20 protein-coding genes and 2 tRNA genes are annotated in these 24,668 nt (G+C 68.9%); 14 read left to right on the top strand and 8 right to left on the bottom strand.

What is annotated here, in order from left to right:
* Positions 1-6 precede the first annotated feature (6 nt).
* A complete protein-coding gene (locus G528_RS17150) occupies positions 7-939 on the bottom strand; it encodes a hypothetical protein (protein ID WP_156890417.1) in 933 nt (310 codons plus the stop codon).
* Positions 940-1,175: 236 nt separating this feature from the next.
* Here G528_RS17150 and ettA point away from each other — a divergent pair, with 236 nt between their 5' ends.
* From ettA to G528_RS0110250, 4 genes are all read left to right on the top strand, one after another.
* Positions 1,176-2,852 carry an energy-dependent translational throttle protein EttA gene (gene ettA / locus G528_RS0110235; protein ID WP_026918882.1) on the top strand — a complete coding sequence of 559 codons (1,677 nt, stop codon included), beginning with the start codon at positions 1,176-1,178 and terminating at the stop codon, positions 2,850-2,852.
* A 63-nt stretch (positions 2,853-2,915) separates the two neighbouring features.
* The gene (locus G528_RS0110240) at positions 2,916-7,577 is read left to right on the top strand and encodes an NAD-glutamate dehydrogenase (RefSeq protein WP_245569741.1); all 4,662 of its coding nucleotides are present in this window, start codon (positions 2,916-2,918) and stop codon (positions 7,575-7,577) included.
* Positions 7,578-7,686: 109 nt separating this feature from the next.
* The gene (locus G528_RS0110245; RefSeq protein WP_026918884.1) at positions 7,687-8,130 is read left to right on the top strand and encodes an acyl-CoA thioesterase; all 444 of its coding nucleotides are present in this window, start codon (positions 7,687-7,689) and stop codon (positions 8,128-8,130) included.
* Positions 8,127-8,828, top strand: coding sequence for a DUF8185 domain-containing protein (locus G528_RS0110250; protein ID WP_051198653.1), 702 nt, complete (start codon positions 8,127-8,129; stop codon positions 8,826-8,828). Before G528_RS0110245 ends, G528_RS0110250 begins: the two co-directional genes overlap by 4 nt.
* A 116-nt stretch (positions 8,829-8,944) precedes the next feature.
* On the opposite strand, the gene G528_RS0110255 is transcribed toward G528_RS0110250, so the two are convergent.
* Positions 8,945-10,534, bottom strand: coding sequence for a glycoside hydrolase family 13 protein (locus G528_RS0110255; RefSeq protein ID WP_026918886.1), 1,590 nt, complete (start codon positions 10,532-10,534; stop codon positions 8,945-8,947).
* A 44-nt stretch (positions 10,535-10,578) separates the two neighbouring features.
* Positions 10,579-10,971 carry a globin gene (locus G528_RS0110260; RefSeq protein WP_026918887.1) on the bottom strand — a complete coding sequence of 131 codons (393 nt, stop codon included), beginning with the start codon at positions 10,969-10,971 and terminating at the stop codon, positions 10,579-10,581.
* 249 nt (positions 10,972-11,220) lie between these two features.
* Between G528_RS0110260 and ctaJ the strand changes: the two genes are divergently transcribed.
* Both ctaJ and G528_RS0110270 read left to right on the top strand, forming a co-directional pair.
* Positions 11,221-11,469 (top strand): aa3-type cytochrome oxidase subunit CtaJ, encoded by a 249-nt coding sequence (gene ctaJ, locus G528_RS0110265; RefSeq protein WP_026918888.1) that lies wholly within the window; start codon positions 11,221-11,223, stop codon positions 11,467-11,469.
* On the top strand, positions 11,456-11,944 hold the full coding sequence (locus G528_RS0110270) for a DUF5130 domain-containing protein (protein WP_026918889.1): 489 nt from the start codon (positions 11,456-11,458) through the stop codon (positions 11,942-11,944). The genes ctaJ and G528_RS0110270 overlap by 14 nt, the downstream gene beginning before the upstream one ends.
* 116 nt (positions 11,945-12,060) lie before the next feature.
* On the opposite strand, the gene fadD1 is transcribed toward G528_RS0110270, so the two are convergent.
* Complete coding sequence (gene fadD1 / locus G528_RS17155) at positions 12,061-13,653, bottom strand: fatty-acid--CoA ligase FadD1 (RefSeq protein WP_035719664.1); 1,593 nt, start codon at positions 13,651-13,653, stop codon at positions 12,061-12,063.
* Between the two features lie 22 nt (positions 13,654-13,675).
* Entirely contained in the window at positions 13,676-16,258 is a 2,583-nt protein-coding gene (pepN, locus tag G528_RS0110280) for an aminopeptidase N (protein WP_026918890.1), read from the bottom strand.
* 51 nt (positions 16,259-16,309) lie between these two features.
* Between pepN and G528_RS0110285 the strand changes: the two genes are divergently transcribed.
* A complete protein-coding gene (locus G528_RS0110285; protein ID WP_026918891.1) occupies positions 16,310-16,936 on the top strand; it encodes a mycothiol-dependent nitroreductase Rv2466c family protein in 627 nt (208 codons plus the stop codon).
* A 42-nt stretch (positions 16,937-16,978) separates the two neighbouring features.
* On the opposite strand, the gene G528_RS0110290 is transcribed toward G528_RS0110285, so the two are convergent.
* Positions 16,979-17,992 (bottom strand): M48 family metallopeptidase, encoded by a 1,014-nt coding sequence (locus tag G528_RS0110290; protein WP_026918892.1) that lies wholly within the window; start codon positions 17,990-17,992, stop codon positions 16,979-16,981.
* A gap of 37 nt (positions 17,993-18,029) precedes the next feature.
* Here G528_RS0110290 and G528_RS0110295 point away from each other — a divergent pair, with 37 nt between their 5' ends.
* The 3 genes from G528_RS0110295 (at position 18,030) to G528_RS0110305 (ending at position 20,363) form a co-directional block, all read left to right on the top strand.
* The gene (locus G528_RS0110295; RefSeq protein ID WP_026918893.1) at positions 18,030-18,512 is read left to right on the top strand and encodes a ribose-5-phosphate isomerase; all 483 of its coding nucleotides are present in this window, start codon (positions 18,030-18,032) and stop codon (positions 18,510-18,512) included.
* Positions 18,513-18,521: 9 nt separating this feature from the next.
* On the top strand, positions 18,522-19,355 hold the full coding sequence (locus G528_RS0110300; protein ID WP_026918894.1) for an Fpg/Nei family DNA glycosylase: 834 nt from the start codon (positions 18,522-18,524) through the stop codon (positions 19,353-19,355).
* A 96-nt stretch (positions 19,356-19,451) separates the two neighbouring features.
* Complete coding sequence (locus G528_RS0110305) at positions 19,452-20,363, top strand: PE-PPE domain-containing protein (RefSeq protein WP_051198655.1); 912 nt, start codon at positions 19,452-19,454, stop codon at positions 20,361-20,363.
* A gap of 92 nt (positions 20,364-20,455) precedes the next feature.
* On the opposite strand, the gene G528_RS0110310 is transcribed toward G528_RS0110305, so the two are convergent.
* A complete protein-coding gene (locus G528_RS0110310; protein WP_026918896.1) occupies positions 20,456-21,154 on the bottom strand; it encodes a L,D-transpeptidase in 699 nt (232 codons plus the stop codon).
* 229 nt (positions 21,155-21,383) lie between these two features.
* Positions 21,384-21,454 (bottom strand) — tRNA-Gly (locus tag G528_RS0110315).
* A gap of 130 nt (positions 21,455-21,584) precedes the next feature.
* Here G528_RS0110315 and G528_RS0110320 point away from each other — a divergent pair.
* The 4 genes from G528_RS0110320 (at position 21,585) to G528_RS0110335 (ending at position 24,630) form a co-directional block, all read left to right on the top strand.
* A tRNA-Pro gene (locus tag G528_RS0110320) sits at positions 21,585-21,658 on the top strand.
* Between the two features lie 41 nt (positions 21,659-21,699).
* On the top strand, positions 21,700-23,055 hold the full coding sequence (gene tig, locus G528_RS0110325) for a trigger factor (protein WP_026918897.1): 1,356 nt from the start codon (positions 21,700-21,702) through the stop codon (positions 23,053-23,055).
* Between the two features lie 284 nt (positions 23,056-23,339).
* Positions 23,340-23,918, top strand: a complete 579-nt coding sequence (locus tag G528_RS0110330) for an ATP-dependent Clp protease proteolytic subunit (protein ID WP_035719690.1) — start codon at positions 23,340-23,342, stop codon at positions 23,916-23,918.
* A 31-nt stretch (positions 23,919-23,949) separates the two neighbouring features.
* Positions 23,950-24,630 carry an ATP-dependent Clp protease proteolytic subunit gene (locus tag G528_RS0110335; protein ID WP_026918899.1) on the top strand — a complete coding sequence of 227 codons (681 nt, stop codon included), beginning with the start codon at positions 23,950-23,952 and terminating at the stop codon, positions 24,628-24,630.
* Positions 24,631-24,668: the final 38 nt, after the last annotated feature.

The following is a 24,668-nucleotide window of genomic DNA, read 5'->3' on the forward strand; positions in this document are numbered from 1 at the left end:
TTCACTTCACGAGATGTCCAGGGCCTCGATGTCGGGATCGGCGCACAGCTCGTCGACGAGCGCTCGGGAGCCGGCCACGACGGTCGAATCCAGATCGATCTCACTGACCAGCACCCAGGACCGGTCGTGCGGCCACACCAGAGACGGGTGCACCGCTGGAGTCCATCCGCGGCCCTCGAGGGCCGGATCGCGCCACGGGACGTCGTGCGTCCAGGTCGGGTCGGTGAAGATCCGCGGCGGAGCGGCGAAGGTGATGTAGTCGCGGCCCGGAAGGCGCAGCCGCGGCCCCTCGGAGACCTCGCGAGACAGGATGCCGTCGTGCCACCGCCGCCGCCGGGGCAGGAACGGCGGCGAGAACCGCAGCGAGAGCCACGACCGGAGACGACCGGGCGGACGAGCAGACGTGAACACGGCGGAGCCGACTCCGCCCGCGGCCCCGACCAGACCGCCCCATCCCTCCCACAGTGCCGCGACACCCGCGTCGGGCGTGCTCGTGTGCTCGACGAGATGTCGAGCGACGAGTGCGAGCAGTTCGGGTGCCATCGAGCCCTCGTCGCCCGGCGAATACTCGCGACCGTCCGCGCCGATCACGGCACCGTATGTCGCCTCGGGATCGTCGACGATCTCCGACCACGTCGACAGCGGCGTCCGCGCGGTGCCCAGGGCTCGGGCCGCCGCATCCCACCGAATCGGTTCGTTGACGATGTCGGCCACGATCCGGTCGAACTCCGCAGACCCGATGGCGGGCCACTCGTCCACGGCGGGCATCGCGCGATCCGGCAGGTGGCGGACCTGACCCGGATGCAGGATCCGCGCGGACGCCGCGTAACCGGCCGGGGCCAGGGCCCGCAGATCCGGGCCAAAGGCGTCGGCGCCGGACTCCACGAGCCATGCCCCGACCGCAGGGTCCACCGGATGCACGTCGACCATGAGACTCACCCCCGAGTTCTGCGCGCCTGGTCCGCACGCCCGCCCAGTATCGCCGACGGGCGGTGGCGGCGAACAGTCGGGAGCGCGGACCGATAGGATGGTCGCCGAACACGACCGCGCCGACGCGGACTCCGCGGGAGCGCAGCGCGGTCGGCGGGCCGGCGGGACCGTGCCCGCGGGAAATCGAACACATCAGAGCACGACAATCGCGTCGCAGCGAGAGCTGCAGGCAGGAGCTGTAACCGGTGGCCGGTGAATTCATCTACACCATGAAGAAGGTGCGTAAGGCGCACGGCGACAAGGTGATCCTCGACGACGTCACCATGAGCTTCTATCCGGGCGCCAAGATTGGCGTCGTCGGCCCCAACGGCGCCGGCAAGTCGTCGATCCTCAAGATCATGGCCGGACTCGACCAGCCGAGCAACGGCGAGGCCTTCCTCGACCCCGAGGCGACCGTCGGCATCCTCCTGCAGGAGCCGCCCCTCAACGAGGAGAAGACGGTCAAGGAGAACGTCGAGGAGGGGATGGGCGACATCAAGGTGAAGCTCGATCGCTTCAACGAGATCGCCGAACTCCTCGCCACGGACTACTCCGACGAGCTCATGGAGGAGATGGGCAAACTCCAGGAGGAACTCGACAACGCCGACGCCTGGGACCTGGATTCACAGCTCGAGCAGGCGATGGACGCGCTGCGCTGCCCGCCCGGCGACTCCCCGGTCACCAACCTCTCCGGTGGCGAGCGTCGCCGCGTGGCACTGTGCAAACTGCTGCTCAGCAAGCCCGACCTGCTGCTGCTCGACGAACCGACCAACCACCTGGACGCCGAGAGCGTGCTGTGGCTCGAGCAGTTCCTGGCGAGCTACCCCGGCGCCGTCCTGGCCGTGACGCACGACCGGTACTTCCTCGACCACGTCGCACAGTGGATCTGCGAGGTCGACCGCGGCAAGCTGCATCCGTACGAGGGCAACTACTCCACGTACCTGGAGAAGAAGGCCGAGCGTCTCGAGGTGCAGGGCAAGAAGGACCAGAAGCTGCAGAAGCGCCTCAAGGAGGAGCTCGCGTGGGTCCGTTCGGGCGCCAAGGCGCGGCAGACCAAGAACAAGGCCCGCCTGGCCCGCTACGAGGAGATGGCGGCCGAGGCCGAGAAGCATCGCAAACTCGATTTCGAGGAGATCCAGATCCCGACGCCGCCGCGGCTGGGCAACGTGGTCGTCGACGTCAACAACCTCGACAAGGGGTTCGACGGCCGGGTCCTCATCAAGGATCTGTCGTTCACGCTGCCGCGCAACGGCATCGTCGGCGTGATCGGTCCGAACGGTGTCGGCAAGACGACGCTGTTCAAGACGATCGTCGGCCTGGAGGAGCCCGATTCGGGGACGGTCAAGGTCGGCGACACCGTCAAACTCAGCTATGTCGACCAGAACCGCGCCAACATCGACCCCAAGAAGACGGTCTTCGAGGTCGTGTCCGACGGTCTGGACTTCATCGAGGTCGGCCAGAACGAGATGCCGTCGCGCGCCTACGTGAGCGCCTTCGGGTTCAAGGGCGCCGACCAGCAGAAGCCGGCGGAGGTGCTCTCGGGCGGTGAACGCAACCGGTTGAACCTGGCGCTCACCCTCAAGGAGGGCGGCAACCTGATCCTCCTCGACGAGCCGACCAACGACCTCGACGTCGAGACCCTGAGCTCCCTGGAGAACGCGCTCGAGCAGTTCCCGGGCTGTGCCGTCGTGATCTCGCATGACCGCTGGTTCCTCGACCGGACCTGTACCCACATCCTCGCGTGGGAGGGCAACGTCGCCGAGGGCCAGTGGTTCTGGTTCGAGGGCAACTTCGAGGCCTACGAGCAGAACAAGGTGGAGCGGCTCGGACCCGATGCGTCGCGGCCGCACAGCGTGACGCACCGCCGTCTGACGCGCGACTGAGCAGAGTCTCCCCGCGGCACGCCGCGCGACCGTAGTCTCTCCATTAGAGCCGATGGAGAGGACGTGAGAGCAGTGGGCGACACCCCGGCAGCGTTCGCCGACGGACTGGAGTCCGTTCTGGCACCACGCTATTTCGCGGAGGCCGACGACGGCTTTCACACCTCGCACCGCGACCGACTGGCCCGGCATCTGACGATGGGAATCGTCCGGATGCCGGGCCGGTCTCATGTGGCGGCCGTCCGCCTCGACTCGGCCGACCTGGGGGCGGCGCAGATCGAGGTGCAGGCGGTGGCCGATGATGCGCCGCTGCTGGTGGAGTCGGTCCTCACGGCCGTCGACCGGGCGGGACTGACGGTCCTGCGGGTCGATCATCCGGTGCTCCGTGTGCGCAGAACCGTCGACGGACGGCTCACCGCGCTCGCCGACGCCGATGACGCCGCGGGCGTCGAGGAATCGTGGATCACCGTCTCGGCGGCGGAATCACCCGACATCGACCTGGACACGCTCGTGTCGTCGGTCCGGGAGGCGCTGGCGCTGGCGACCTCCGTGCGCGACGACACGGAGGCGATGCGCGACCGGATGGCGCGGATCGTCGGCGACCTCGAGGCGGTGTCCGCGGACGCCGAGGAGATCGCGCTGCTGGAGTGGATCGCGGCGCGCGACAACTTCGTCGGGGTGGGGTACCGCGCGGCGCGGTCCGGCGGCGGCGATGACGACGCGCTGGGAGTGTGGCGCGATGCGCGCACCGCGCGCCCCGCCCCGTCGGGGACCGCGGTGTCGATCGACCGGACCTGGCTGCCGACGGGGGTGCTGCGCGGCAGGTTCCCGATCATCGTGCGCGTACCGGTGGCCGGTGTCGAGCACCAGTTCCTCGGAACCATCACCTCGATGGGCCTGTATCAGTCGGTCCGCGAGATCCCGGTGGTGCGGCGCATCGCGGCGCGCGTCCTCGACGAGCTGGGGTACTCCGAGGACTCGTACGGCGGCTCGGCGGCGGTCGAACTGTTGCAGACGTTCCCGCTCGTCGAACTGTTCGCGACGCCGGCCGACGAGTCGGCGGCCCGGATCCGGCGGCTGCTGGCCGCGGGCTCGGGCCAGTCGCCGACCTTCTTCGTCCGAACCGGGGCCGACGGGCACACGGTCTCGGTGCTGGTGTTCATCTCCCGTGAGGCGTATTCGAGCGACGTGCGGCAACGGGTCATCGACGTGATCCGTGCGGCCTGGGAGGGCGCCGAGTACGAGTTCACCACCAGGTTGGCGCAGTCACCGACGGCGCACCTGCAGATCGTGATGCACGTGCCCGACGGAACGTCACCGACCGCGGCGGTCCGCGACGCCTGTCGGGCACGTCTCGCCGAGGTCGTCCGCACCTGGGATCAGCGGGTCCGCGAACTGCTCGACGCCGGACCGGAGGCGCTGCGGCTGCTCGGGACCGTCGGCGAGGACTATCGCGACCAGCGTGATCCGAGCGGGGCGGCCGCCGATCTGGTGATCGCGACCCGATTGCGACCCGGCGACCTCCACGTCGAGGTGCACACACCGGAGTCCGCGGCGTGGACGTTCACGCTCTATCTGTGCGACCGCCAGGCCGCGCTCACCGATGTTCTGCCGGTGCTGCAGAGCCTCGGCCTCACGGTCCTCGACGAGCACCCGTTCACTCTGCCCCGACCGGACGGGGCCGTCGTCGGGGTCTACGAGTTCACCGCGTCGCCGGCGCCGGGCGTCAGCGTCGACGCGACCGATGGACTGCGCGATCGGGTCGCCGACGCGTTCGTCGACATGTGGCAGCAGGACGCCGACGTCGACCGGCTCGCCGAACTGGTGCTGCGCGCGGGGCTCACATCGCGGTGGGTGGCGATGATCCGCACCTATGTCCGCTACCTGGGGCAGTGTGGGTTCGGGTACACGCTCGGGCACATCGCCGGCGTCCTCGGCGACCACCGTGACGCGACGCGGGCCCTCGTCGAGCTGTTCGAGGCCTCCTTCGACCCCGAGACGGCCGATGCCGGGCGACGGGCGGCGGCGTCCGACGTGCTCGACGGGCACATCGCGTCGATCCTCGGTCTCGACGCGGACCGGGTGATCTCGGCGCTGGCCGCAGCCGTGCGGGCGACGCTGCGGACCACCTTCTACGTGAAGCCGGACGGCGTCACTCGACCGACGATCGCGGTGAAGCTCCGCACCGGTGAGCTCCCGCAGGCGCCACAGCCGAGGCCCGCCTACGAGGTGTTCGTCCATTCTCCCCTCGTCGAGGGCGTCCACCTGCGGTTCGGTGACGTTGCGCGCGGCGGCCTGCGGTGGTCGGACCGGCTCGAGGACTTCCGCACCGAGATCCTCGGCCTCGTCAAGGCGCAGGCCGTGAAGAACGCGGTGATCGTTCCCGTCGGGGCGAAGGGCGGCTTCGTCGTCCGACGCCCGCCGGCGGCGACCGGTGAGGTCGGCGCGGACCGCGAGGCGACCCGCGCGGAGGGCGTCGCCTGCTATCGGGCGTTCATCGCGTCGCTGCTCCAGGTCACCGACGATCTCGACACCGCGACCGGAACGATCCGGCATCCCGATCGGGTGGTGCGCCGGGACGCCGACGACCCGTACCTCGTCGTCGCCGCCGACAAGGGCACGGCCGCGTTCTCCGACATCGCCAACGACGTCTCGGCCCACCACGACTTCTGGCTCGGCGACGCGTTCGCCTCGGGCGGATCGGTCGGCTACGACCACAAGGCGATGGGCATCACCGCGCGTGGCGCGTGGGAGTCGGTGAAGCGTCACTTCTGGGAGATGGGGGTCGACGTTCAGAGTCAGGACTTCACCGCGGTGGGGATCGGCGACATGAGCGGCGACGTCTTCGGCAACGGCATGCTGCTGTCGACGCACACGAGACTGATCGCGGCATTCGACCACCGTCACGTGTTCGTCGATCCCGACCCGGACGCCGAGCGATCGCATGCGGAGCGCCTGCGCCTGTTCGGATTGCCACGCTCATCGTGGGCCGACTACGACGATTCGTTGATCTCGACGGGCGGCGGCGTGTGGTCCCGCGACGTGAAGTCGGTGCCCGTCAGTCCGCAGATGCGCCGCGCCCTCGGCTTGTCCGACGAGGTCGTCGAACTGGAACCGCCCGCCCTCATCAGAGCCGTGTTGCTGGCACCCGTCGACCTCCTGTTCAACGGGGGTATCGGGACCTATGTGAAGGCGTCGGACGAGTCAGATGCCCAGGTCGGTGACAAGGCGAACGATCCGATCCGAGTCGATGGTGCCGACCTGCGGGTCAAGGTCGTCGGCGAGGGCGGCAACCTCGGTGTCACCGAACGCGGCCGGATCGAGGCCGACCTGTCGGGGGTCAGGATCAACAGCGATGCGCTCGACAACTCGGCGGGGGTGGACTGCTCGGATCACGAGGTCAACATCAAGATTCTTCTCGACTCCCAGGTCGCGTCGGGGGCTCTCGATCCGGCCGAACGCGATGGCGTGCTGGAGGCGATGACCGACGACGTCGCCCGGCTCGTCCTCGCGGACAACGTGACTCAGAACGCGGAGCTGGGGTTGGCGCGGAGCACCGCCGACGACGACGTGGATCTGCACGCCAGGATGCTGGCGGCGCTCGCGGACGCGGGCGTCGATCTGGAACTCGAGGCCCTCCCGACCCCGGAGCGTCTTCTGCGACGCCGGTCCGGGGACGTCGGTCGCGGACTCACCAGTCCCGAATTGGCGACGCTCATGGCTCACGTGAAGCTGCTCACGAAGGATCGGCTGCTGGCTTCGGGGCTGCCCGACAACGTGTTGTTCGATCGGTTGGCCGCCGAGTACTTCCCCGAGGTGCTTCGGGAGCGGTTCGTCGAGGGGATCACCGGTCACCGGCTGCGTCGGGAGATCGTCACCACGGCGTTGGTGAACCGAATCGTCGGCGACGGGGGCGTCGATCACGTCTTCACCGTGGAGGAGTCCACGGGTGCCGACACCCAGGAGGCGGCTCGCGCGTACGTGGTGGCCGCGGGCGTCTTCGGTCTCGACGAGGCGGTCGGGGAGGTGCGTCGTGCGGCGACGTCCGCGGTGGGCACCGGGACTCGGGTGCCCGCCGCCGTCGGCGATGCTGCGACGCGCCGACTGCGGCGACTCGCGGCGACATCGTCGCGGTGGCTGCTCGCGCATCGACCGCAGCCGTTGGCCATCGCCGCCGAGACCACTCGGTACCGGGATGTGGCCGCACTCTCGAGACAGTTGGCCGGGTGGCTGCGTCCGCGCAGCTCGGAGGCGGTCGCCGCTGCGCGTGCCGCCTTCGAGAGCGCCGGCCTGCGGCCGGAACTGGCGCAGACGGTCGCCGAGAGCCCGTTCCGCGTCCACCTCTTCGACGTCCACGATCTCGCCGAGATCAGCGACCGGGACCCCGACGAGGTCGGCGATCTGCTGTTCGCGGTCCTCGACCATTTCGGCATCGACCGTTTGATCGCGGCGGCCGACGACCTCGCGAGCCCGGATCGGTGGACCCTGCTCGCCCGTGTGGCGTTGCACGATGATCTGGTGGCGGTGCTGCGCGCGCTGACGGCGTCGATCGTGGCGATGTCGGAGCCGGAGGAGAGTTCCGAGGAGAAGATCGCCGAGTGGTCGTCGGCGCGCGTGTCGATGCTGCAGCGTGCGACGACCACGCTCGACGAGCTCTCGGCCGCGGGATCGCTGGACATCGCGACGCTGTCGGTGGGGGTCCGCGCCCTGCGGAGCATCATCGGCTGATCGGATCGCTCCGGGCGCTGCGTAGGCTGGGAGCGAGGAGGTCGATGTGACTGAAGAGAATCTGGATGCGGACGGTCGGGACACGGGCGGGGGCGATCCGGACCGGCGGCTGTTCGACGATCAGGGCCACGCCACCGAACTCGGCTACGTGGTGCGTGTGCCGGTCCGATGGTCGGACATGGACGTCTTCGCGCACATCAACCACGCTCGAATGGTGACGCTTCTGGAGGAGGCACGGATCCCGTGGCTGTTCTACGACGACAAACCGACGGCGCTCATGCGGAAGGGATGCCTGGTGGCCGATCTGCACGTGAAGTACCGGGGGCAGATCCGTCATGACGAGTCGCCGATCTCGGTGACGATGTTCGTCGAACGGGTGCGGGCCGTCGACTTCACGGTCGGGTACGAGGTGCGGCCCCACGGTGCGGCTCCGGACTCCCCGCCGGCGGTCGTGGCCAGCACGCAGCTGGTGTCGTTCGACATCGATACGCAGCGACCGCGGCGCATGACGCCGGAGGAGAAGGCGTACCTGACCGGATTCGTGCGGTCATGACACCGTCGCTGCCGCCGCGGGGGATCGTCCCGCACCGGGATTCGGACCGCACCGACTTGAACGCGTTCGTGCAACGCGCGCGTCGCGTCGACGACTCGGGGGTCATGAGGGCGGCGGTTCGCTCGGACGGTCGGATCGGTCTGTGGGTTCGCACGGGTTTCGACGTCCTGGCGACTCGGTCGATCCTCGGGGAGGTGGAACCGTCCGACGCGATCTGCGACGTCGGGGCGCTGGCGGCGTCGCTGGCCGCCGGTGACGACCCGGTCGGCATCGGTTTCGCCCTGCCGGGCGCGTGGCAGGGCGCGCTGCCGGGTGAGAACGGATTCGTCCACCTCGACGACGTCCCCGCGCGCGATGTGGTGGATCTGGCGCGTCGCGGTGCGGTGGTGGCTCGGGACGAGTCGGGTGCTCTGGGCCCCGCATCCTCTCTGCTCGACCAGGACGTGCTGACGGTGACCGGATCAGACGACGTCGATGCGGGCCCGGCGCGCGTCACGATGCGGGCCGTGTTCGCACTGACCTCGATGGGTTTCGTTCGCGATGCGAGCGGACAGGAGATCACCGACGAGTCGCCGCTCGATGCGATCGATCCGGCCGAGCCGATCCGGGTGCGCTCGTCGCCCGCGTGGGTCCGGGTCGATGCGCGCTTCGGTTCGGTGTATCAGCGGCAGTCCGTGCTCAGCGTCGCAGTGTTGTGAATGGACCAGTGTTGTGAAGGGGCCAGTGTTGTGAAGGGGCCAGTGTTGTGAAGGGGCCAGTGTTGTGAAGGGGCCAGCCCTGTGGGGCTGCAGTCCTCACCGGCTCGCGCCGGTCGTCAGACGAGCCAGGCCGCGGCGTTCGGAGCCAGCAGCCCCTTCTCCAGGGGCGTGCTGACCAGCAGGATCTGCCCGGGGGGCAGGGGGACCGGCTGGTCGGAGGCGTTGAGGGCGCAGATCAGGCCGCCGGGTCGACGGAAGGCGAGGCAGCCGTCGGGGGCGCCGTACCACTGGACGGTGTCGCCGGAGAACTCCAGGCGCGCGTACCGCAGTTCGATCGCCTGCCGGTAGAGCGAGAGGGTCGAATAGATGTCCTCGAGTTGCGCTTCGACGGTCAGGGGGCGCCAGGCGGCGGGCATCGGCAGCCACGTGTCGCCGGTGCTGCTGAACCCGAAGGGCGGTTCGTCGCCCTCCCAGGGGAGCGGGACGCGACAGCCGTCGCGACCGCGGTCGGTGTAGCCGGAGTTCTCCCATACGGGGTCGACGAGTGCGTCGTCGGGCAGGTCGACGTCCGGTAGACCGAGTTCGGCGCCGTTGTAGATGAACGCGGTGCCGGGCAGCGCCAGCTCGAACATGATCATGGCGCGTGCCCGGGAGATGCCGGTGGCGAGATCGCCGTCGGGTGCGTAGCGGCTGACCTCACGCGGGACGTCGTGGTTCGAGAGCGTCCAGGTGGGGACGGCGCCGACGGATGCGGTGGCGGCCAGGGACGTGTCGACAGCCTCGCGGATCTGGGCGGCGTCGAAGTCGACGGTCGCCAAGGCGAAGTTGAATCCCAGGTGCAGTTCGTCGGAGCGGACGTATTTGGCGAACTCCTCGGGCGACGAGACCCAGACTTCGCCGACGTTGAAGGTGCCGGGGTACTCGTCCATCACAGAGCGGATGCTGCGGTGGATGTCGTGGACGCCCTCGTTGTTGAACCGGGGATCGTCGTCGGTGTGCCGCAGAATCTCCACGGATTCGGCCATGTCGGGCAGACCCTCGGGTTTCGCCATGCCGTGCGCCACGTCGATGCGGAATCCGTCGACGCCGCGGTCGAGCCAGAACCTCATGGTGGCCTGCAGGTCGGCGAGAACCTCGGGGTTCTCCCAGTTGAGGTCGGGTTGCTCGGGTGCGAACAGGTGCAGGTACCACTGCCCGGGAGTCCCGTCGGACTCGCGGATCCGCGACCACGCCGAACCGCCGAACACGCTGGTCCAGTTGTTCGGCGGCGTGGAGCCGTCGGGGCCGCGGCCGTCCGCGAAGATGTATCGGGCGCGTGCCGCGCTGCCGGGGCCGGAGCGCAGGGCGTCCGTGAACCACGGGTGCTGGTCGCTGGTGTGGTTGGGGACGAGGTCCATCGTCACGCGGATGTCGCGGTCGTGGGCGCTGCGGACCAGTTCGTCGAACGTCGCGAGGTCGCCGAACAGCGGGTCGATGTCGCGCGGGTCGGAGACGTCGTATCCGTGGTCGGCCATCGGGGAGCGCATGATCGGGGAGAGCCAGACGGCGTCGACGCCCAGGAGTTCGAGGTAGCCGAGCTTGTCGATGATCCCGGCGAGATCGCCGACGCCGTCGCCGGACAGATCGGAGAACGACCGCGGGTAGATCTGGTAGACGACTGCTGATCGCCACCAGGCGTCGGCGTCGCTTCCGGTCGGCGCGCTCATGCTCTGCTCTGTGTCCATGCGGCTCTGCACCGTCCTCGTCTGCATCAGTAGGGGCTGTTGACCAGCGTCTCGGCAGCCATGTTCATGTAGTTCGTCAGCGCTTCGCGATGGTCGTCGTCGAGCACGGCGGGCTCGATGGACGCGATCGCGATGTGCATGCACCGTAACCAGGCGTCCCGCTCGATCGGGCCGATCGTGTACGGGACGTGACGCATTCGCAATCGGGGGTGACCGCGTTCCTCGCTGTAGGTGTGGGGGCCGCCCCAGTACTGTTCGAGGAACATCCGCAGACGACGCTCGGCGGGTCCGAGGTCTTCTTCGGGGTACATCGGCTTCAGGATCTCATCGCGAGCGACTTCCTCGTAGAATCGCGCGGTGAGTCGGCGGAACGTCTCGTGTCCGCCGACCTCCTCGTAAAACGTGCTCACGGTCCCTATTGTCCATGATCGCGTGGTGGAGGGCCGTCTCCCGGCTGCTGCGGCGTGCCGACGACCGGCGCCGTGGCCCGCCGGGAGGCGGCTGCGACCCCCGCCGGGAGGCATCTACGACCCCCGCCGGGAGGCATCTACGACACTGTGTAGGCCCACCGGCGACACGGGTGGGGGTGGTGCGTTAAATTGGTTGCAGTGACTTGCACACGGCAGGTCTGCGCTTGGCTGAAAGAGCGCGAGTCGAAAGGGTGGCGTGTGGACCAGCTGGTTGTCCCCGTCGGAATGACAGTGGTGGTGCTGTGCATCATCGCGGTAGCTCTCTGTGTCATCTCGATGGCGTTCGCATTCGGAATGAAGCGGCCGAAGAATCCCGAGTACACGCTGGACCAGAGCTGGGATCACGGTCCCACGCTCTTCAGCGCCACGGAGATCTCGCCGATGGCACTGAGTCGGCCGTTCGAGCCGGCTGACGTCGAGGGAGGTTCGGCAAGTGGCAAGTGGTGACCTGACTCAGAACGACACGTCCGTCGCCCCGCAGCAGCAGGGTTCGCTGCCGCTGGGCACCGTGGTGACGTCCAGCGGCCGCATCTCGGCGGCCCTGTTCCCGGGTGACGGCTTCGGCACCCCTCCGTTCACCCGCGACGAGCTGATCGCCCTCGACGACGCCCTCAGCCAGGCGAGCGAGGTGGCGCACGTCCGTTTCTCGGTGTACATCGGCGACCTCGGCGCCGACGCGGTGGCCGGTGCGCGGGAGATCCTGGCACAGGCACCGGAGCCCGCTCACGCGGCGCTCATCGCGGTGTCGCCGAACGCGCACGACGTGGCCGTCGTCTCGGGCTCGGATGTGGCGGGTCGCGTGAACGACCGCGTCGCCGAGCTGGGAGTGTCCGCGGCGCTGTCCGCGTTCAAGCAGAATCAGCTCATCGACGGGCTGATCTCGGCGCTCCGCGTGATGGCGACCGCCGTCGATCGCCCCTGACTCGACTCGTGAACACGGCTGCGGCCTCGGACCGATCGGTCCGAGGCCGCAGCCGTTTCCGGATCGCAGGCGTCGGGGAGATCGCAGGCGTCGGGGAGGTCGCAGGCGTCGCCGGGTCACCACACGGTGTACTCGCGGCGGCGGTCGGGGCGGTGCCACAGGACGTCGCCGTCGGCCTGCAGCGCCTGGGCGACCAGCGTGCGTTTGAGGATCTTGTTCGTCGCGGTCGTCGGCAGGCGTCCGGCCAGTCGGACGTATCGCGGCCACGCCTTCGGCGACAGGTCGTCCTGCGCGGCCAGGAATGCGGAGAACTCGCCGGGGGTGAGGGTCGCTCCGTCACGGAGGACGAGGGCGGCCATCGCCTGATCGCCGACGCCGTCGCGGTCCGGGACCCCGTAGACGGCCACCTGGCTCACCGCTTCGAGGCGGGTGAGGATCCGTTCGACGGGGGCCGCGGCGAGATTCTCGCCGTCGACGCGCATCCAGTCGGATGTTCGGCCCGCGAGGTAGATCCAGCCGTCGGCGTCCACGTAGGCGAGGTCTCCCGACCAGAACATCCCTCCTCGCATCCGTTCGGCGTCGGCGGCCGGGTCGTTGTAGTAGCCGGAGAAGAATCCGGGTCCGCTGGTGTTGACGAGCTCACCGACCGCGTCGTCGGCGTTGACCAGCGCCCCGGTCTCGTCGAATCGGGCGACCGCGCACTCGGTGCGCGACTCTGCGTGGTAGACGGCGACGCCCGGCAGTCCGCGCCCGATCGACCCGGCCGGTGTCTCCGGGGTCCGCTCGATGATGACGCCGTTCTCCGTCGAGCCGAAGGCGTCGAGCACATAGGTGCCGAATCGGCGGCCGAACTCGGCGATGTCGCGGTCGGAGGCCTCGTTCCCGAACGTGATCCGCAGGGGAGTGTCGGCGTCGTCGGGACCCTCCGGGGTCGCGAGGACGTAGGCGAGCGGCTTGCCGACGTAGTTCAGGTAGGTGATCCCGAGCGTCCGGAGGTCGTCGACGAAGCGGGAGGCCGAGAACCGGGCCGGCGCCATCGTGCCGCCGGCATGGAGGGCGGGGGAGAACCCGGCGACCACCGAGTTGGAGTGGAACATCGGCATCGACAGGTAGAAGACGTCGTCGGCGGTGAGACCGAAACGGCGCGCCAGGTTGTCGCCCGCATTCGCGACGTTGAGGTGCGAGACGAGAACGGCCTTCGGGTCGCCGCTGGTCCCTGACGTGAAGATCATCATGAACGGGTCGTCGAGGGTGACGGTCCGCACCGGCACGAGGTCGCGGCTCACGGCCGGACCGGGATCCTCGGTGATCGTCTCGCTCAGCGGACGCATGGTGACGCCCGGAAGGTCGACGCCGCGCAGGAGCGATCGATTGGCGTCGTCGACCAGGATCATCTGCACATCGGAGCGGACCGCGTCGTGGGCCAGTCCCGCACCCCGACGGGTGGTGTTGAGTCCGACGAGGACGTAACCGCCGAGGGCCGCTCCGGCCAGAGCCACCAGCATGTCCGGCGAGTTGTCGCTGAGGATCCCGACATGCGGCGGGCGGCCGCCGTCGAGGGCGTCGACGACCGTCCGCGCATGGTCGCGCGCACGGTCGACGTAATCGGGCCAACTCCATTCGGCGAGTCCGCCTCCCGGGGAGCGGAAGCGTACCGCGACCCCGGGGGCGTCGGCTCGGGACGTGATCAGCGACTGCAGCGTCTCCATGCGACGAATCGTCGCACAGCGGTCAGCGTGCCGAGGCGGTATCGAAGGCGCGGGCGCGCAGGGCTCGGGCGACAGAGTCCCGGCCCTCGAGGACAAGCCGGGCGAGTGCCGGGGGCACATCGCCGGCGAGGAACGCGTCGGCGGCCGCGAGCGCCTCGTCGCTCACATCCCACGACGGGTACAGCCCGATCACGACGGTCTGGGCGACCTCGCTGGTCCGACGAGACCACAGGTCGGCGACCTGGTCGAAGTACTCGCCGGTGTAGCCCGAGAGGAGGGTGCCCGAGCCGGGACGGGTGATGCCCTCCACGATCGAGCGGACCGTCACATTCGGGATGGCGTCATCGGTGAACGCCCGCGTCCACGCCTCCCGTTTGGCGGCCGACGTCGGTCGAGCCGCGCGGGCGGCTTCGGCGTGACGGGCACCGGCGGCCGTGTTGTCGGCCGCGGCCTCGCGGTCGATGACGTCCACGTCGAGGTCGCCGACCGCGGCGAGGGCCTTGATCAGACGCCAGCGGAGTTCGGCGTCCACGGTCAATCCGGCCAGACCGTGCTCGGCGGGATCGACGCCGTCGAGGAGGCTGCGGAGCATGCCGCGTTGATCGTCGCGGATCACGCCGGCCAGCGCTGCGTTGACGAACGCCAACTGGTGGTCGGAGCCGGCCGCGGCGGCCCGTGCGTGCTCGAGGAGCGAACCGGCCAGAGCATCCCGTCCGGTGCGGGCCGCCCAGTCCGGGTCGGCGTACGACTCCAGGGCGGTCAGCGCCTGCAACAGGACGCGCTGCACCACGCCGACCTCGGTCTCGGCGCCGATCCCCGACTGCACGAGCGCCAGGAAATCGCGGGCGGGCATCTCGGCCTGCCGAGTCATCTCCCACGCGGCAGACCACACGAGGGTGCGGGGCATGGGGTCGGCGAAGTCGGCGATCCGCAAGGTCGCCGTGGACAGGGATCGCTGATCGAGTCGCACCGACGCGTAGGTCAGATCGTCGTCGTTGAGCAGCACGAGCTCGCCGCGGGGAACGCCGACCAGATCGGGTACCTCGGTGCGTTCGCCGTCGATGTCGAGTTCGACGACGTGCGAGCGGACCAGGGAACCGTCGCGGTCGGCGTACACGCCGACCCGCATCCGGTGCACACGTGTCTCACCGGCGCCCGGTGCGGCACCGTCCTGCAGGACGGCGAACGATGTGAAACGGCCGTCGGCGTCCACGTCGAACTCGGGGCGCAGGACGTTGATGCCCGTGGTCGTGAGCCATTGCCTGCCCCACGTCGACAGGTCGCGGCCCGAGGAGCGTTCCAGCGAGCCGAGCAGGTCGTCGAACGTGGCGTTGCCGAACCGGTGCGCGGCGAAGTATTCGCGGAGGCCGGCCAGGAACGGGTCGAGACCCACGTAGGCGACGAGCTGTTTGAGCACCGACGCGCCCTTGGCGTAGGTGATCCCGTCGAAGTTGACCTCCACGGCGGCGATGTCGGGGATGTCGGCGGCGATGGGGTGTGTCGAGGGCAGCTGGTCCTGCCGGTACGCCCACGACTTCTCGACGTTCGCGAAGGTGGTCCACGCATTCGTGTACTCGGTGGCCTCCACCTGCGAGAGCACCGAGGCGAAGGTGGCGAACGACTCGTTGAGCCACAGGTCGTCCCACCACCGCATCGTCACCAGATCGCCGAACCACATGTGGGCCATCTCGTGAAGGATCGTCTCGGCTCGACGCTCGTACAGGTAGCGGGTGACCCGCGAACGGAACACGTAGTCCTCGAGGAAGGTGACGGCGCCGGCGTTCTCCATGGCGCCGGCGTTGAACTCGGGAACGAACAACTGGTCGTACTTGCCGAAGGCGTAGGGGACCCCGAAGGTCCGGTGGTAGAAGCCGAAGCCCTGTTTGGTCTCGGTGAACAGCCGGTCGGCGTCCATGAACTCGGCGAGCGACGCCCGGCAGTACAGGCCCAGCGGGATGGTCCCGTGCTCGTCGACGTACTCGTCGGACCACACGGCGTACGGTCCGGCGATCATCGCGATGAGATACGTGCTCAGGGGTTCGGTGGTGGCGAAGCGATGCACCACACCGCCCCCGGCGGCGGGCTCGGGGTCGCCGACGGGAGCGCCGTTGGAGACCACCCGCCAGTCGACCGGGGCGACCGCGGTGACGGTGTATCGGGCCTTCAGGTCGGGCTGATCGAAGCACGCGAACATTCGTTTCGCGTCGGCGGTCTCGAACTGGGAGTACAGGTAGACGGCGCCGTCGGCGGGGTCGACGAAGCGGTGCAGGCCCTCGCCGGTGTTGGAGTAGGCGCATTCGGCCACCACTTCGAGGGTGTTCTGGTCGGCGAGGTCCGGCAGTTCGAGCCCGACGGACTCGTCGAAGCCGCTGACGTCGAGTGCGGTCCCGTTCAGTGTCGCCGACACCAGCCGCGGTGCCACGAGATCGATCACCGTCGACTCGCCCGCGGTGGCGGCGAAGGTCACCAGGGTGGTCGATCCGAAACGCTCGCGGCCCGGGCCGCCCGCGCCGTCGGTGAGGTCGAGGTCGATGCGGTACTCGTCGACGGACAGGAGTGCTGCCCGGCGGCGAGCCTGGTCACGTGTCAGGTTCGGTGCGCTCACCGGCCCCACTGTAGTCACCGCCGACGGACCTCTCGATGATTGAATGGGGGCATGGCTGAGCAGACTTCCGGTTCCACTCGTGATCGCGTCGACTTCTGGTTCGACTCCCTGTGTCCCTGGTGCTGGATCACCTCGCGCTGGATCCTCGAGGCGGCCCGCGTCCGCGAGATCGACGTGCGGTTCCACATCATGAGCCTGGCGGTGCTCAACGAAGGCGAGGACGTCGACGAGGGCTACCGTGAGATGCTCGCGACCGCGTGGGCCCCCGTGCGGGTTCTCGCGGCCGCATCGGCTCGCCACGGCGAGGAGGTCCTGCCGCGCCTCTACGAGGAGTTCGGGACGCGGATCCACAATCGCGGCGAGCAGGATTTCGCAACGATGATCCCGGAGGCCCTCGCGGCCGCCGGCCTCGAGGCCGACCTCGCCGACGCCGTCGACTCGACGGAGTTCGACGAGGAGATCCGGCGCAGTCACCATGCGGGCATGGATCCCGTCGGCGACGATGTGGGCACGCCGACGATCCACGTGAACGGCACGGCCTTCTTCGGTCCGGTGCTCTCGCGGATCCCTCGCGGCGAGGACGCCGGTCGGGTGTGGGACGGTGCGCTGGCCCTCTCGTCGTACCCCCACTTCTTCGAACTCAAGCGGACGCGGGACGAGGACCCGGTCTTCGACTGAGCTCCGCAGACGCCGGCTGAGACGGCCGACGGCGTCCGGGCGTCAGTACGTGCCGGTCTGCTCGATCCCGTTCGGGAGGTTCTCGGGCGCGGTCGCTCCCGGGTCCGGCGGCGGTGGAATGGGCGCGACGTGTCCGCTGCCGATGCCGCGGACGAAGGTCCGCGGCCGCAGGAGGATCGAACCGGCGCGCGTCCGGTCGCGGACCGCGGCGCTCCGCCAGGTCAGCACCGGGTGCGACGACAACGCGTTCACGAGGGTCACGAAGAACCCCTTCTCGTGGGTGGCGCGGTCGGCGAGCTGATCGAAGTCGACGGCACCGAGCAGATACTTGCCGCTGGCCAGCAGGCCCATCGCCGAATGCGCGCCGTCGGGCCGCGTGTAATAGCCGTAGTTGTCGGCGGTGTACTCCTGCGACCGCGAGAGGAGCGCCCCGAGGAACGGGACCTGCATGATGATGCTGCTGGCCAACTGCCGCCAGTACGACACGTGACCGGCCGCGATATGCCCCACCTCGTGGCCGATGATGAACTCCAGCGCCTCGGGACTGCGGGCGCGCCCGCCGACCTCGAACAGGTCGGAGTACAGGACCACGTACCGCCGGAACCCGTGACCGGAGGCGAACGCGTTGACGGCGCCGTTGCCGTTCTGGACGTATCCGTGGGGGACGAACTCCATCCCGTACCGCGCCGCGGCGTCCACCAGCATCCGGTGGGCGTCTGGAAACTGGGTCGGGGTGATCTGGACGCTGTTGACGCGGCTCGCGGCGTACATCACGCCTCGCGCGACGAAGACGATCAGCGGCGCCATGAGCGGCAGCAGCAGCCAGTCGGTGACGACTTGGAGGGCCACCAGGGTGATGACGACGGCGTACACGCCGAAGGCCAGCAGAATCCCGAACACGAGGACGGGTATCTCCCACGGGTGCCGTCGCGGCGCACCGGCGTAGAGCGCAGGCGGCCGCCACACCGCGTCGGGGCCGGGCTCGTCCGGAGCCGGGGCGGCGATCAGCGGATCGTCGACGCCGGGTACTGAGGGGATCGGTCCGTGGGTATCCACGTCCTTCAATGTAACGGCAAGCCTCTACAATCTGCCCATGCGGATTTATCTCGGCGCCGACCATGCCGGTTTCGAACTCAAGAACCAGATCGCGGACCATCTCGAGGCCGGCGGCCACGACGTGGTCGACTGCGGAGCACACGAATACGATGCGCTCGACGACTACCCTGCGTTCTGCATCGCAGCGGCGGAGCGGACCGTCGCCGATCCCGGCTCCCTCGGCATCGTGCTGGGCGGCAGCGGGAACGGTGAGCAGATCGCCGCGAACAAGGTGCGTGGTGCGCGGTGTGCGCTCGCGTGGAGCGTCGAGACCGCCCAGCTCGCACGCCAGCACAACAACGCCCAGCTCATCGGCATCGGGGGCCGGATGCACTCGGTCGAGGAGGCGTTGGCGATCGTCGACGCCTTCGTGACGACCGCGTGGTCGGACGAGGCGCGCCACCAGCGGCGGATCGACATCCTCGCCGACTACGAGACGACCGGCGAGGCCCCGGCGCTGCCCGAGCAGCCACGCGGCTAGCGGACGGCCGTGCCCGAGGGCCACGCCCTTCACCGCCTCGCCCGCCGCCACCAGCGACTGCTCGGAGGGCGGCGCGTACGGGTGTCCAGTCCACAGGGACGTTTCGCCCGGGAGGCCGCCCTCCTCGACGGGCTGGTGTTTCGTCGAGCCGAGGCATGGGGCAAACACCTGATCCACCGCTACGACGATGCACCCCGCGGCGGCACTCGCGCGGCCGCGGCGACCGCGCGCCTGGTGCACATCCATCTCGGCATCTACGGGGCCTTCCGCGAGGAACCGCTCCCGATGCCGGAACCGACCGGTCAGGTTCGCCTGCGGTTGATCGGTGAGGACGTCGGAATCGACCTGCGTGGTCCGAACGCCTGCGAGATCTACACGCCCGAGGACTTCGATGCGCTGCTCGCCCGACTCGGGCCCGACCCGCTGCGCGACGACGCCGACCCGGAGGACGCATGGGACGCGATCCGCCGGTCGCGGCGCCCCATCGGGTCCCTGCTGATGGACCAGCGGGTCATCGCCGGGATCGGCAACATCTATCGCGCCGAGATCCTGTTCCGGGCCGGGGTCAACCCTCACCGGGCCGGCACGGCGGTCGCGCGCGGGGAGTTCGACCAGATGTGGGCCGACCTTCTCGTGTTGATGCCGATCGGCGTCCGCCGGGGACACATCCACGTGGTTCGACCCGAGGACGACCACGGGGCGCCCGCGTATGCGCCGGACAGGCCCCGCACGTACGTGTACCGCCGTGCGGGTGAGCCCTGCCGCCTGTGCGCCACCCCGGTGGTCGGTGAGGTGATGGAGGGGCGGAACCTGTTCTGGTGCCCGTCCTGCCAGCCGGACTGACGGCTTTACGCGGTCATCTCAAGAGTCGGTGTTTTTCAGGATCCTCTTCGGATCGTCATGCCCGGCCGCCCAGGTTCGGTCGGCACACTCGAAACCATGACCACCACCGGATCAGATGTTCGTGGCCCCGGCGCCGCCCGGCGACCCTCGCGGCACATCACCGTGCTCGCCGTCGGCGGGACCGGGGAATCGTCGACGACCGACACCCGGACCGAGGTGTCGGGACTCCTGCGAGCGGTCACCGACCGGCTCGACGAGAGGTTCGACGCGCGCTGGGTGCCGTATCCGGCCGCATACGGGCCGGCCGCCGAACGAGGGGGGATGAGTTACACCGACAGTGTGTCGACCGGTGTCGTCGCGCTGCATCGTGCGGTCCGCGCGGTGCACGGTCCGGTGATGCTCGTCGGCTACTCCCAGGGGGCGGCCGTGATCCGGACGTTCTTGGCGCACCCGGTGTTCTCGGCGCTCGTCGACCGGATCGCGGCGGTCGGGCTGGTCGCCGACCCGCATCAGCCGCCCGGCGTCATCGCCGGATGCGACGGTTGGGGAGTGGCCGGACCGGGGGCGGCGATCCCCGACGGTCTGCCGGTGTATTGGATCGGCGCTCCCGGCGACGTGATCTGCAATGCCAGTGACGACTCGCTGATCCGCGACGTCGCCGACCTCACCGACACGTTGTCGCTTCGTCGACTCCGCCGCTGGGCCACCGACGCGGCCGCGAAGGTGATGAGCAGGCGGATGCAGAACGCCGAGGTGACGAGATTCTCACCACGCCAGTGGCGCCGGGACGTCACTCGGCTGCGGACCGCGGCCCGCGAGGTCCGCGGATATCTGCCGGCCGAGATCCTGCTGGGCACGCGGGTCATCCGCAACCGGACCGGCGGACGGCACGACTCGTATGCGTCGGAACCGTACCGGTATGCGCCGCTCACCGATCCGACGACGACCGGATGCGAGACCCTCGCCCACTGGATGCAACTCCAGGCGACGATGCGGATCCTGCACTGAGCAGGAGTCTCCTGCGGAGGGGCCGGACGGACGAGAACCCCGTCGAGCGTGTTGCTCGACGGGGTTCTCGGGGTCTGAGGCGTCCGGGCGGACTAGTCGCCGGCGAACTGGCCGCCGACGGTGCCGCGGACGACGATCGGCGTGTCACGACCGATGTTGTCGTACACCCACTTGCCGTTCTCGGTGCTCAGGTTGATGCAGCCGTGGCTGGCGTTCTCCTTGCCCTGCTGGGCGACCGACCAGGGAGCGGCGTGAATGAAGATGCCGTCCCACGACATGCGCGTGGCGTACTCGACGTAGGTGCGGTAGCCCTCGGGCGAGTCGATCGGCACACCGTACGTGGAGCTGTCCATGTACATGTCACGGTACTTCTCCTTGGTGTGGTACACACCGTTCGGAGTGGGGTGCTTGTCGGTGCCCATCGAGATCGGCATCTGCTTGACGAACTTGTGGTCCTTCCACCAGTAGATCTGGTGGTCGCCGTCGACTGCGAGTGCGACCCAGCCGGTCGACGACTTCACCTTCGGCTCAGCGGGGATGCTGGGCTTCGAGGGAGTCGTGCTCTTCGGCGAGGACTTCTTGGGCGTCGACTTCGGTGCCGGTGCGTCGGGAACGCCCGGGATGTTCGGCAGCTCGGGGACGTCGACGGGGGGCAGGCCCGGAATGACGGTCACCGGCGCTGCGGTGGCGACGGCCGGAACCCCCATGGCCAGTGCCGAGGCGCCGACGGCTACTGCGATGACTCGGGCGGCACGGCTGCGCCGGCGGCCCGAAGACTTCATCGAAAACACGTGGTCTCTACCTTCGTTTCGTGGTCAAGATGGCGCCACCCCCGTGGACGCACTCACGTATCGTTACACAACCGTTGTATCGACGCCAGCCCGAATCGCCGCCGACCCGCGCATCGAGCGTCCGAATTGCCTGGTGGGAGGCGTGTCGTTGCTCACATGCGCCGTCGGTCACTCGTCGGATGCACCGCGGGCCGGAACCCCGCTCATGCGAGATTCCGGCCCGGTGGGGAGCGGGTGACGGGAATCGAACCCGCGTAGCTAGTTTGGAAGACTAGGGCTCTACCATTGAGCTACACCCGCGTGCACCAGCAGTGCGCCCGGAACTCTACCGCAGCGCCGTGCGGATCATCAAAACCGGTGCCGGGTTCGTGCCGAAGCGGTTCCCACCCGTACTATGTGCGTTTGGCCCGCGTCCACGGGCGACGGCCACCGGGATGTGGCGCAGCTTGGTAGCGCATCCGCTTTGGGAGCGGAGGGTCGCAGGTTCAAATCCTGTCATCCCGACGATCACGAGACGTCTGTACGAACTAAGGAGCACCAACGCCGTGAAGAGCACCGTCGAGCAGCTGAGCCCGACCCGAGTCAAGCTGAATGTCGAGGTTCCGTTCGAGGAACTCTCCGGTGACTTCGACCGGGCCTACCAGTCTCTGGCGCAGCAGATCCGCATCCCCGGATTCCGTCCCGGCAAGGCGCCGGCCAAGCTGATCGAAGCCCGCGTCGGACGCCAGGCCATCCTGGAGCAGGTCGTCAACGACGCGCTGCCGAACAAGTACTCGGAGGCCGTCGCCGAGGCCGACATCAAGTCCATCAGCCAGCCCGAGCTGGACGTCGCCGAACTGGTGTACGGCGAGCCCGTCCGGTTCACGGCGGAGGTCGACGTCCGCCCGGAGATCACCCTCCCCGAATACTCCACGATCGCGGTGGAGGTCGACCCGATCGAGGTTGCCGACGCCGACGTCGAGTCCGAGGTCGAGAACCTCCGCGCCCGTTTCGGCACCCTCGTCGGTGTGGAGCGGGGCGTCACCACGGGCGACTTCGTCTCCCTGGACCTGTCGGCCACCGTCGACGGCAAGCCCGTCGAGGACGCGTCCACCGAGGGCCTGTCGCACGAGGTCGGCAGCGACACCCTGATCGAGGGCCTCGACGAGGCCATCGAGGGTGTCAAGGCCGGCGAGAGCACCACCTTCACCTCCAAGCTCGTCGCCGGGGAGAACGCCGGCGCCGACTCCGAGATCACGGTGACCGTCCAGTCGGTCAAGGAGCGCGAACTGCCCGAGCTCGACGACGAGTTCGCGCAGATGGCCTCCGAGTTCGACACCGTCGACGAGCTCCGCGAGGACCTTCGCCGCCAGGTCGGCGACACCAAGAAGTACGAGCAGGCCGGTGCGATCCGCGACGCCGTCCTCGACCAGCTCATCGAGACCGTCGAGTTCCCGCTGCCGGAGGCCGTCGTCGACGCCGAGGTGGAGGCCGTGCAGCATCAGCTGGTGCACGCGCTCGGGCACGACGACGAACAGGTCAACCGTTTCCTCGAGGCGCAGGGCAAGACCCGGGACGAGTGGGACGCCGAGAGCCGCACCGAGGCGGAGAAGTCGGTGCGCACTCAGCTGCTGCTCGACGCGATCGCCGACGAGGCCGACGTCGAGGTCGGCCAGGACGAGCTGACCCAGCAGATCCTCATGCAGGCGCAGCGCTACGGCATGGCTCCGCAGGAGTTCATCCAGCAGCTGCAGAACGCGAACCAGATCGGCGCCCTCTACGCCGATGTGCGTCGCAACAAGGCGCTCGCCGCCCTCATCACCGAGGTGAAGGTCGCCGACACCAACGGCGAGGCGATCGACACCAAGGAGTTCTTCGGCTCCGACGAGCAGGCCGAGGACGAGGACGCGCAGGACGACTGACGCGACCGCATGACCGTGGCTGCGGCCGGGACGAGCTGCTCGTCCCGGCCGCCGTCGTCTGTCCGCCCGACCCCGCCGGCGTATCGACCCGCGAATCGGCGTTCCGCTGTGAGCGAATTAGGGGTGTCGACGGAACAACGGGCGGCCCAAAAGTGATTAACCTCGATGACAGCTTCTCCACACGGCGGCGCACCGCGTCGGCCGCCGGGGTTCGCCCCGGAGCGGGGAGACCCTCACCGTTAGACAGATAGGGACATTCTGTGAGCAATCTGTACACACCCTCGATGACGTCGGGCGTGGCGGGCCTGAACCTGACCGACTCGGTCTTCGAACGTCTGCTGCGTGAGCGCATCATCTTCCTCGGCACGCAGGTGGACGACGACATCGCCAACCGCCTGTGCGCCCAGATCCTGCTGCTCGCCGCGGAGGACCCGGACCGGGACATCAGCCTCTACATCAACTCGCCGGGCGGCAGCGTCACGGCGGGAATGGCGATCTTCGACACCATGCAGCTCGCCCCGTGCGACATCGCCACCTACGCGATGGGCATGGCGGCGTCGATGGGTCAGTTCCTGCTGGCCGCCGGCACCAAGGGCAAGCGCCACGCGCTCCCGCACGCGCGAATCATGATGCACCAGCCGTCGGCGGGCATCGGCGGCACCGCGTCCGACATCGCCATTCAGGCCGAGCAGTTCGCGGCCACCAAGAAGGAGATGAACCGCCTCAACTCCGAGTTCAGCGGTCAGCCGCTGGAGAAGATCGAGGCCGACGCCGACCGCGACAAGTGGTTCACGGCGCAGGAGGCCAAGGATTACGGCCTGGTGGACCACGTCGTGACCACCGTCGCTCGCCCCACGGTCTGACGCTCACCCACTTCACGGTTACGGAGAAACCATGACACATTCGCTTCCCGCCGACGTCCGCGCCGGCATTCCGGATGCAGCGCTGGCGATGAAGGACATCCAGGCGCGCTACATCTTCCCGTCGTTCATCGAGAACACCCCGAACGGCCAGCGGCAGTACGACCCGTACTCCAAGCTGTTCGAGGAGCGCATCGTGTTCGTCGGCACGCCCATCGATCAAGCCGTCTCGAACGACGTGATGGCGCAGCTGCTCGTCCTGGAGAGCCAGGACCCCGACCGCGACATCACCATGTACATCAACTCGCCCGGCGGCAGTGTCCCGGACATGCTGGCGATCTACGACACCATGCAGTACGTGCACTGCGACGTCATGACCGTCTGCCTCGGTGAGGCGGCGTCGGCGGCCGCGATCCTGCTGGCCGGCGGGACCCCGGGCAAGCGTGCGGCGCTTCCGAACGCGACCGTGATGATCCACCAGCCGCGGACCGGCGGCGCCTACCAGGGCCAGGTCTCGGATCTCGAGATCCAGGCCGCCGAGATGGAGCGGATCCGCAAGCGCCTCGACGACATCCTCGCGTCGCACACCGGTCAGGACCCGGAGAAGATCCGCGTCGACACCGACCGTGACAACATCCTCGACGCGGTCCAGGCCAAGGAGTACGGGATCATCGACGAGGTGTTCGAGTACCGGAAGAAGTCGGCGCGCAAGTAGGCGACGACAGCGGAGTGCGCGCCGACACGCCCGGATCG

The sequence above is a fragment of the Gordonia shandongensis DSM 45094 genome, assembly GCF_000423025.1.
In the GTDB taxonomy this organism is placed as follows: Bacteria; Actinomycetota; Actinomycetes; order Mycobacteriales; family Mycobacteriaceae; genus Gordonia; species Gordonia shandongensis.

Coding starts and splice junctions, on each gene's coding strand:
- G528_RS0110250 (WP_051198653.1), top strand. CDS start 8,127: ATGACACCGTCGCTGCCGCCGCGGGGGATCGTCCCGCACCGGGATTCG.
- G528_RS0110255 (WP_026918886.1), bottom strand. CDS start 10,534: ATGAGCGCGCCGACCGGAAGCGACGCCGACGCCTGGTGGCGATCAGCA.
- fadD1 (WP_035719664.1), bottom strand. CDS start 13,653: ATGGAGACGCTGCAGTCGCTGATCACGTCCCGAGCCGACGCCCCCGGG.
- G528_RS0110285 (WP_026918891.1), top strand. CDS start 16,310: ATGGCTGAGCAGACTTCCGGTTCCACTCGTGATCGCGTCGACTTCTGG.
- G528_RS0110295 (WP_026918893.1), top strand. CDS start 18,030: ATGCGGATTTATCTCGGCGCCGACCATGCCGGTTTCGAACTCAAGAAC.
- G528_RS0110305 (WP_051198655.1), top strand. CDS start 19,452: ATGACCACCACCGGATCAGATGTTCGTGGCCCCGGCGCCGCCCGGCGA.
- G528_RS0110330 (WP_035719690.1), top strand. CDS start 23,340: ATGACGTCGGGCGTGGCGGGCCTGAACCTGACCGACTCGGTCTTCGAA.
- G528_RS0110335 (WP_026918899.1), top strand. CDS start 23,950: ATGACACATTCGCTTCCCGCCGACGTCCGCGCCGGCATTCCGGATGCA.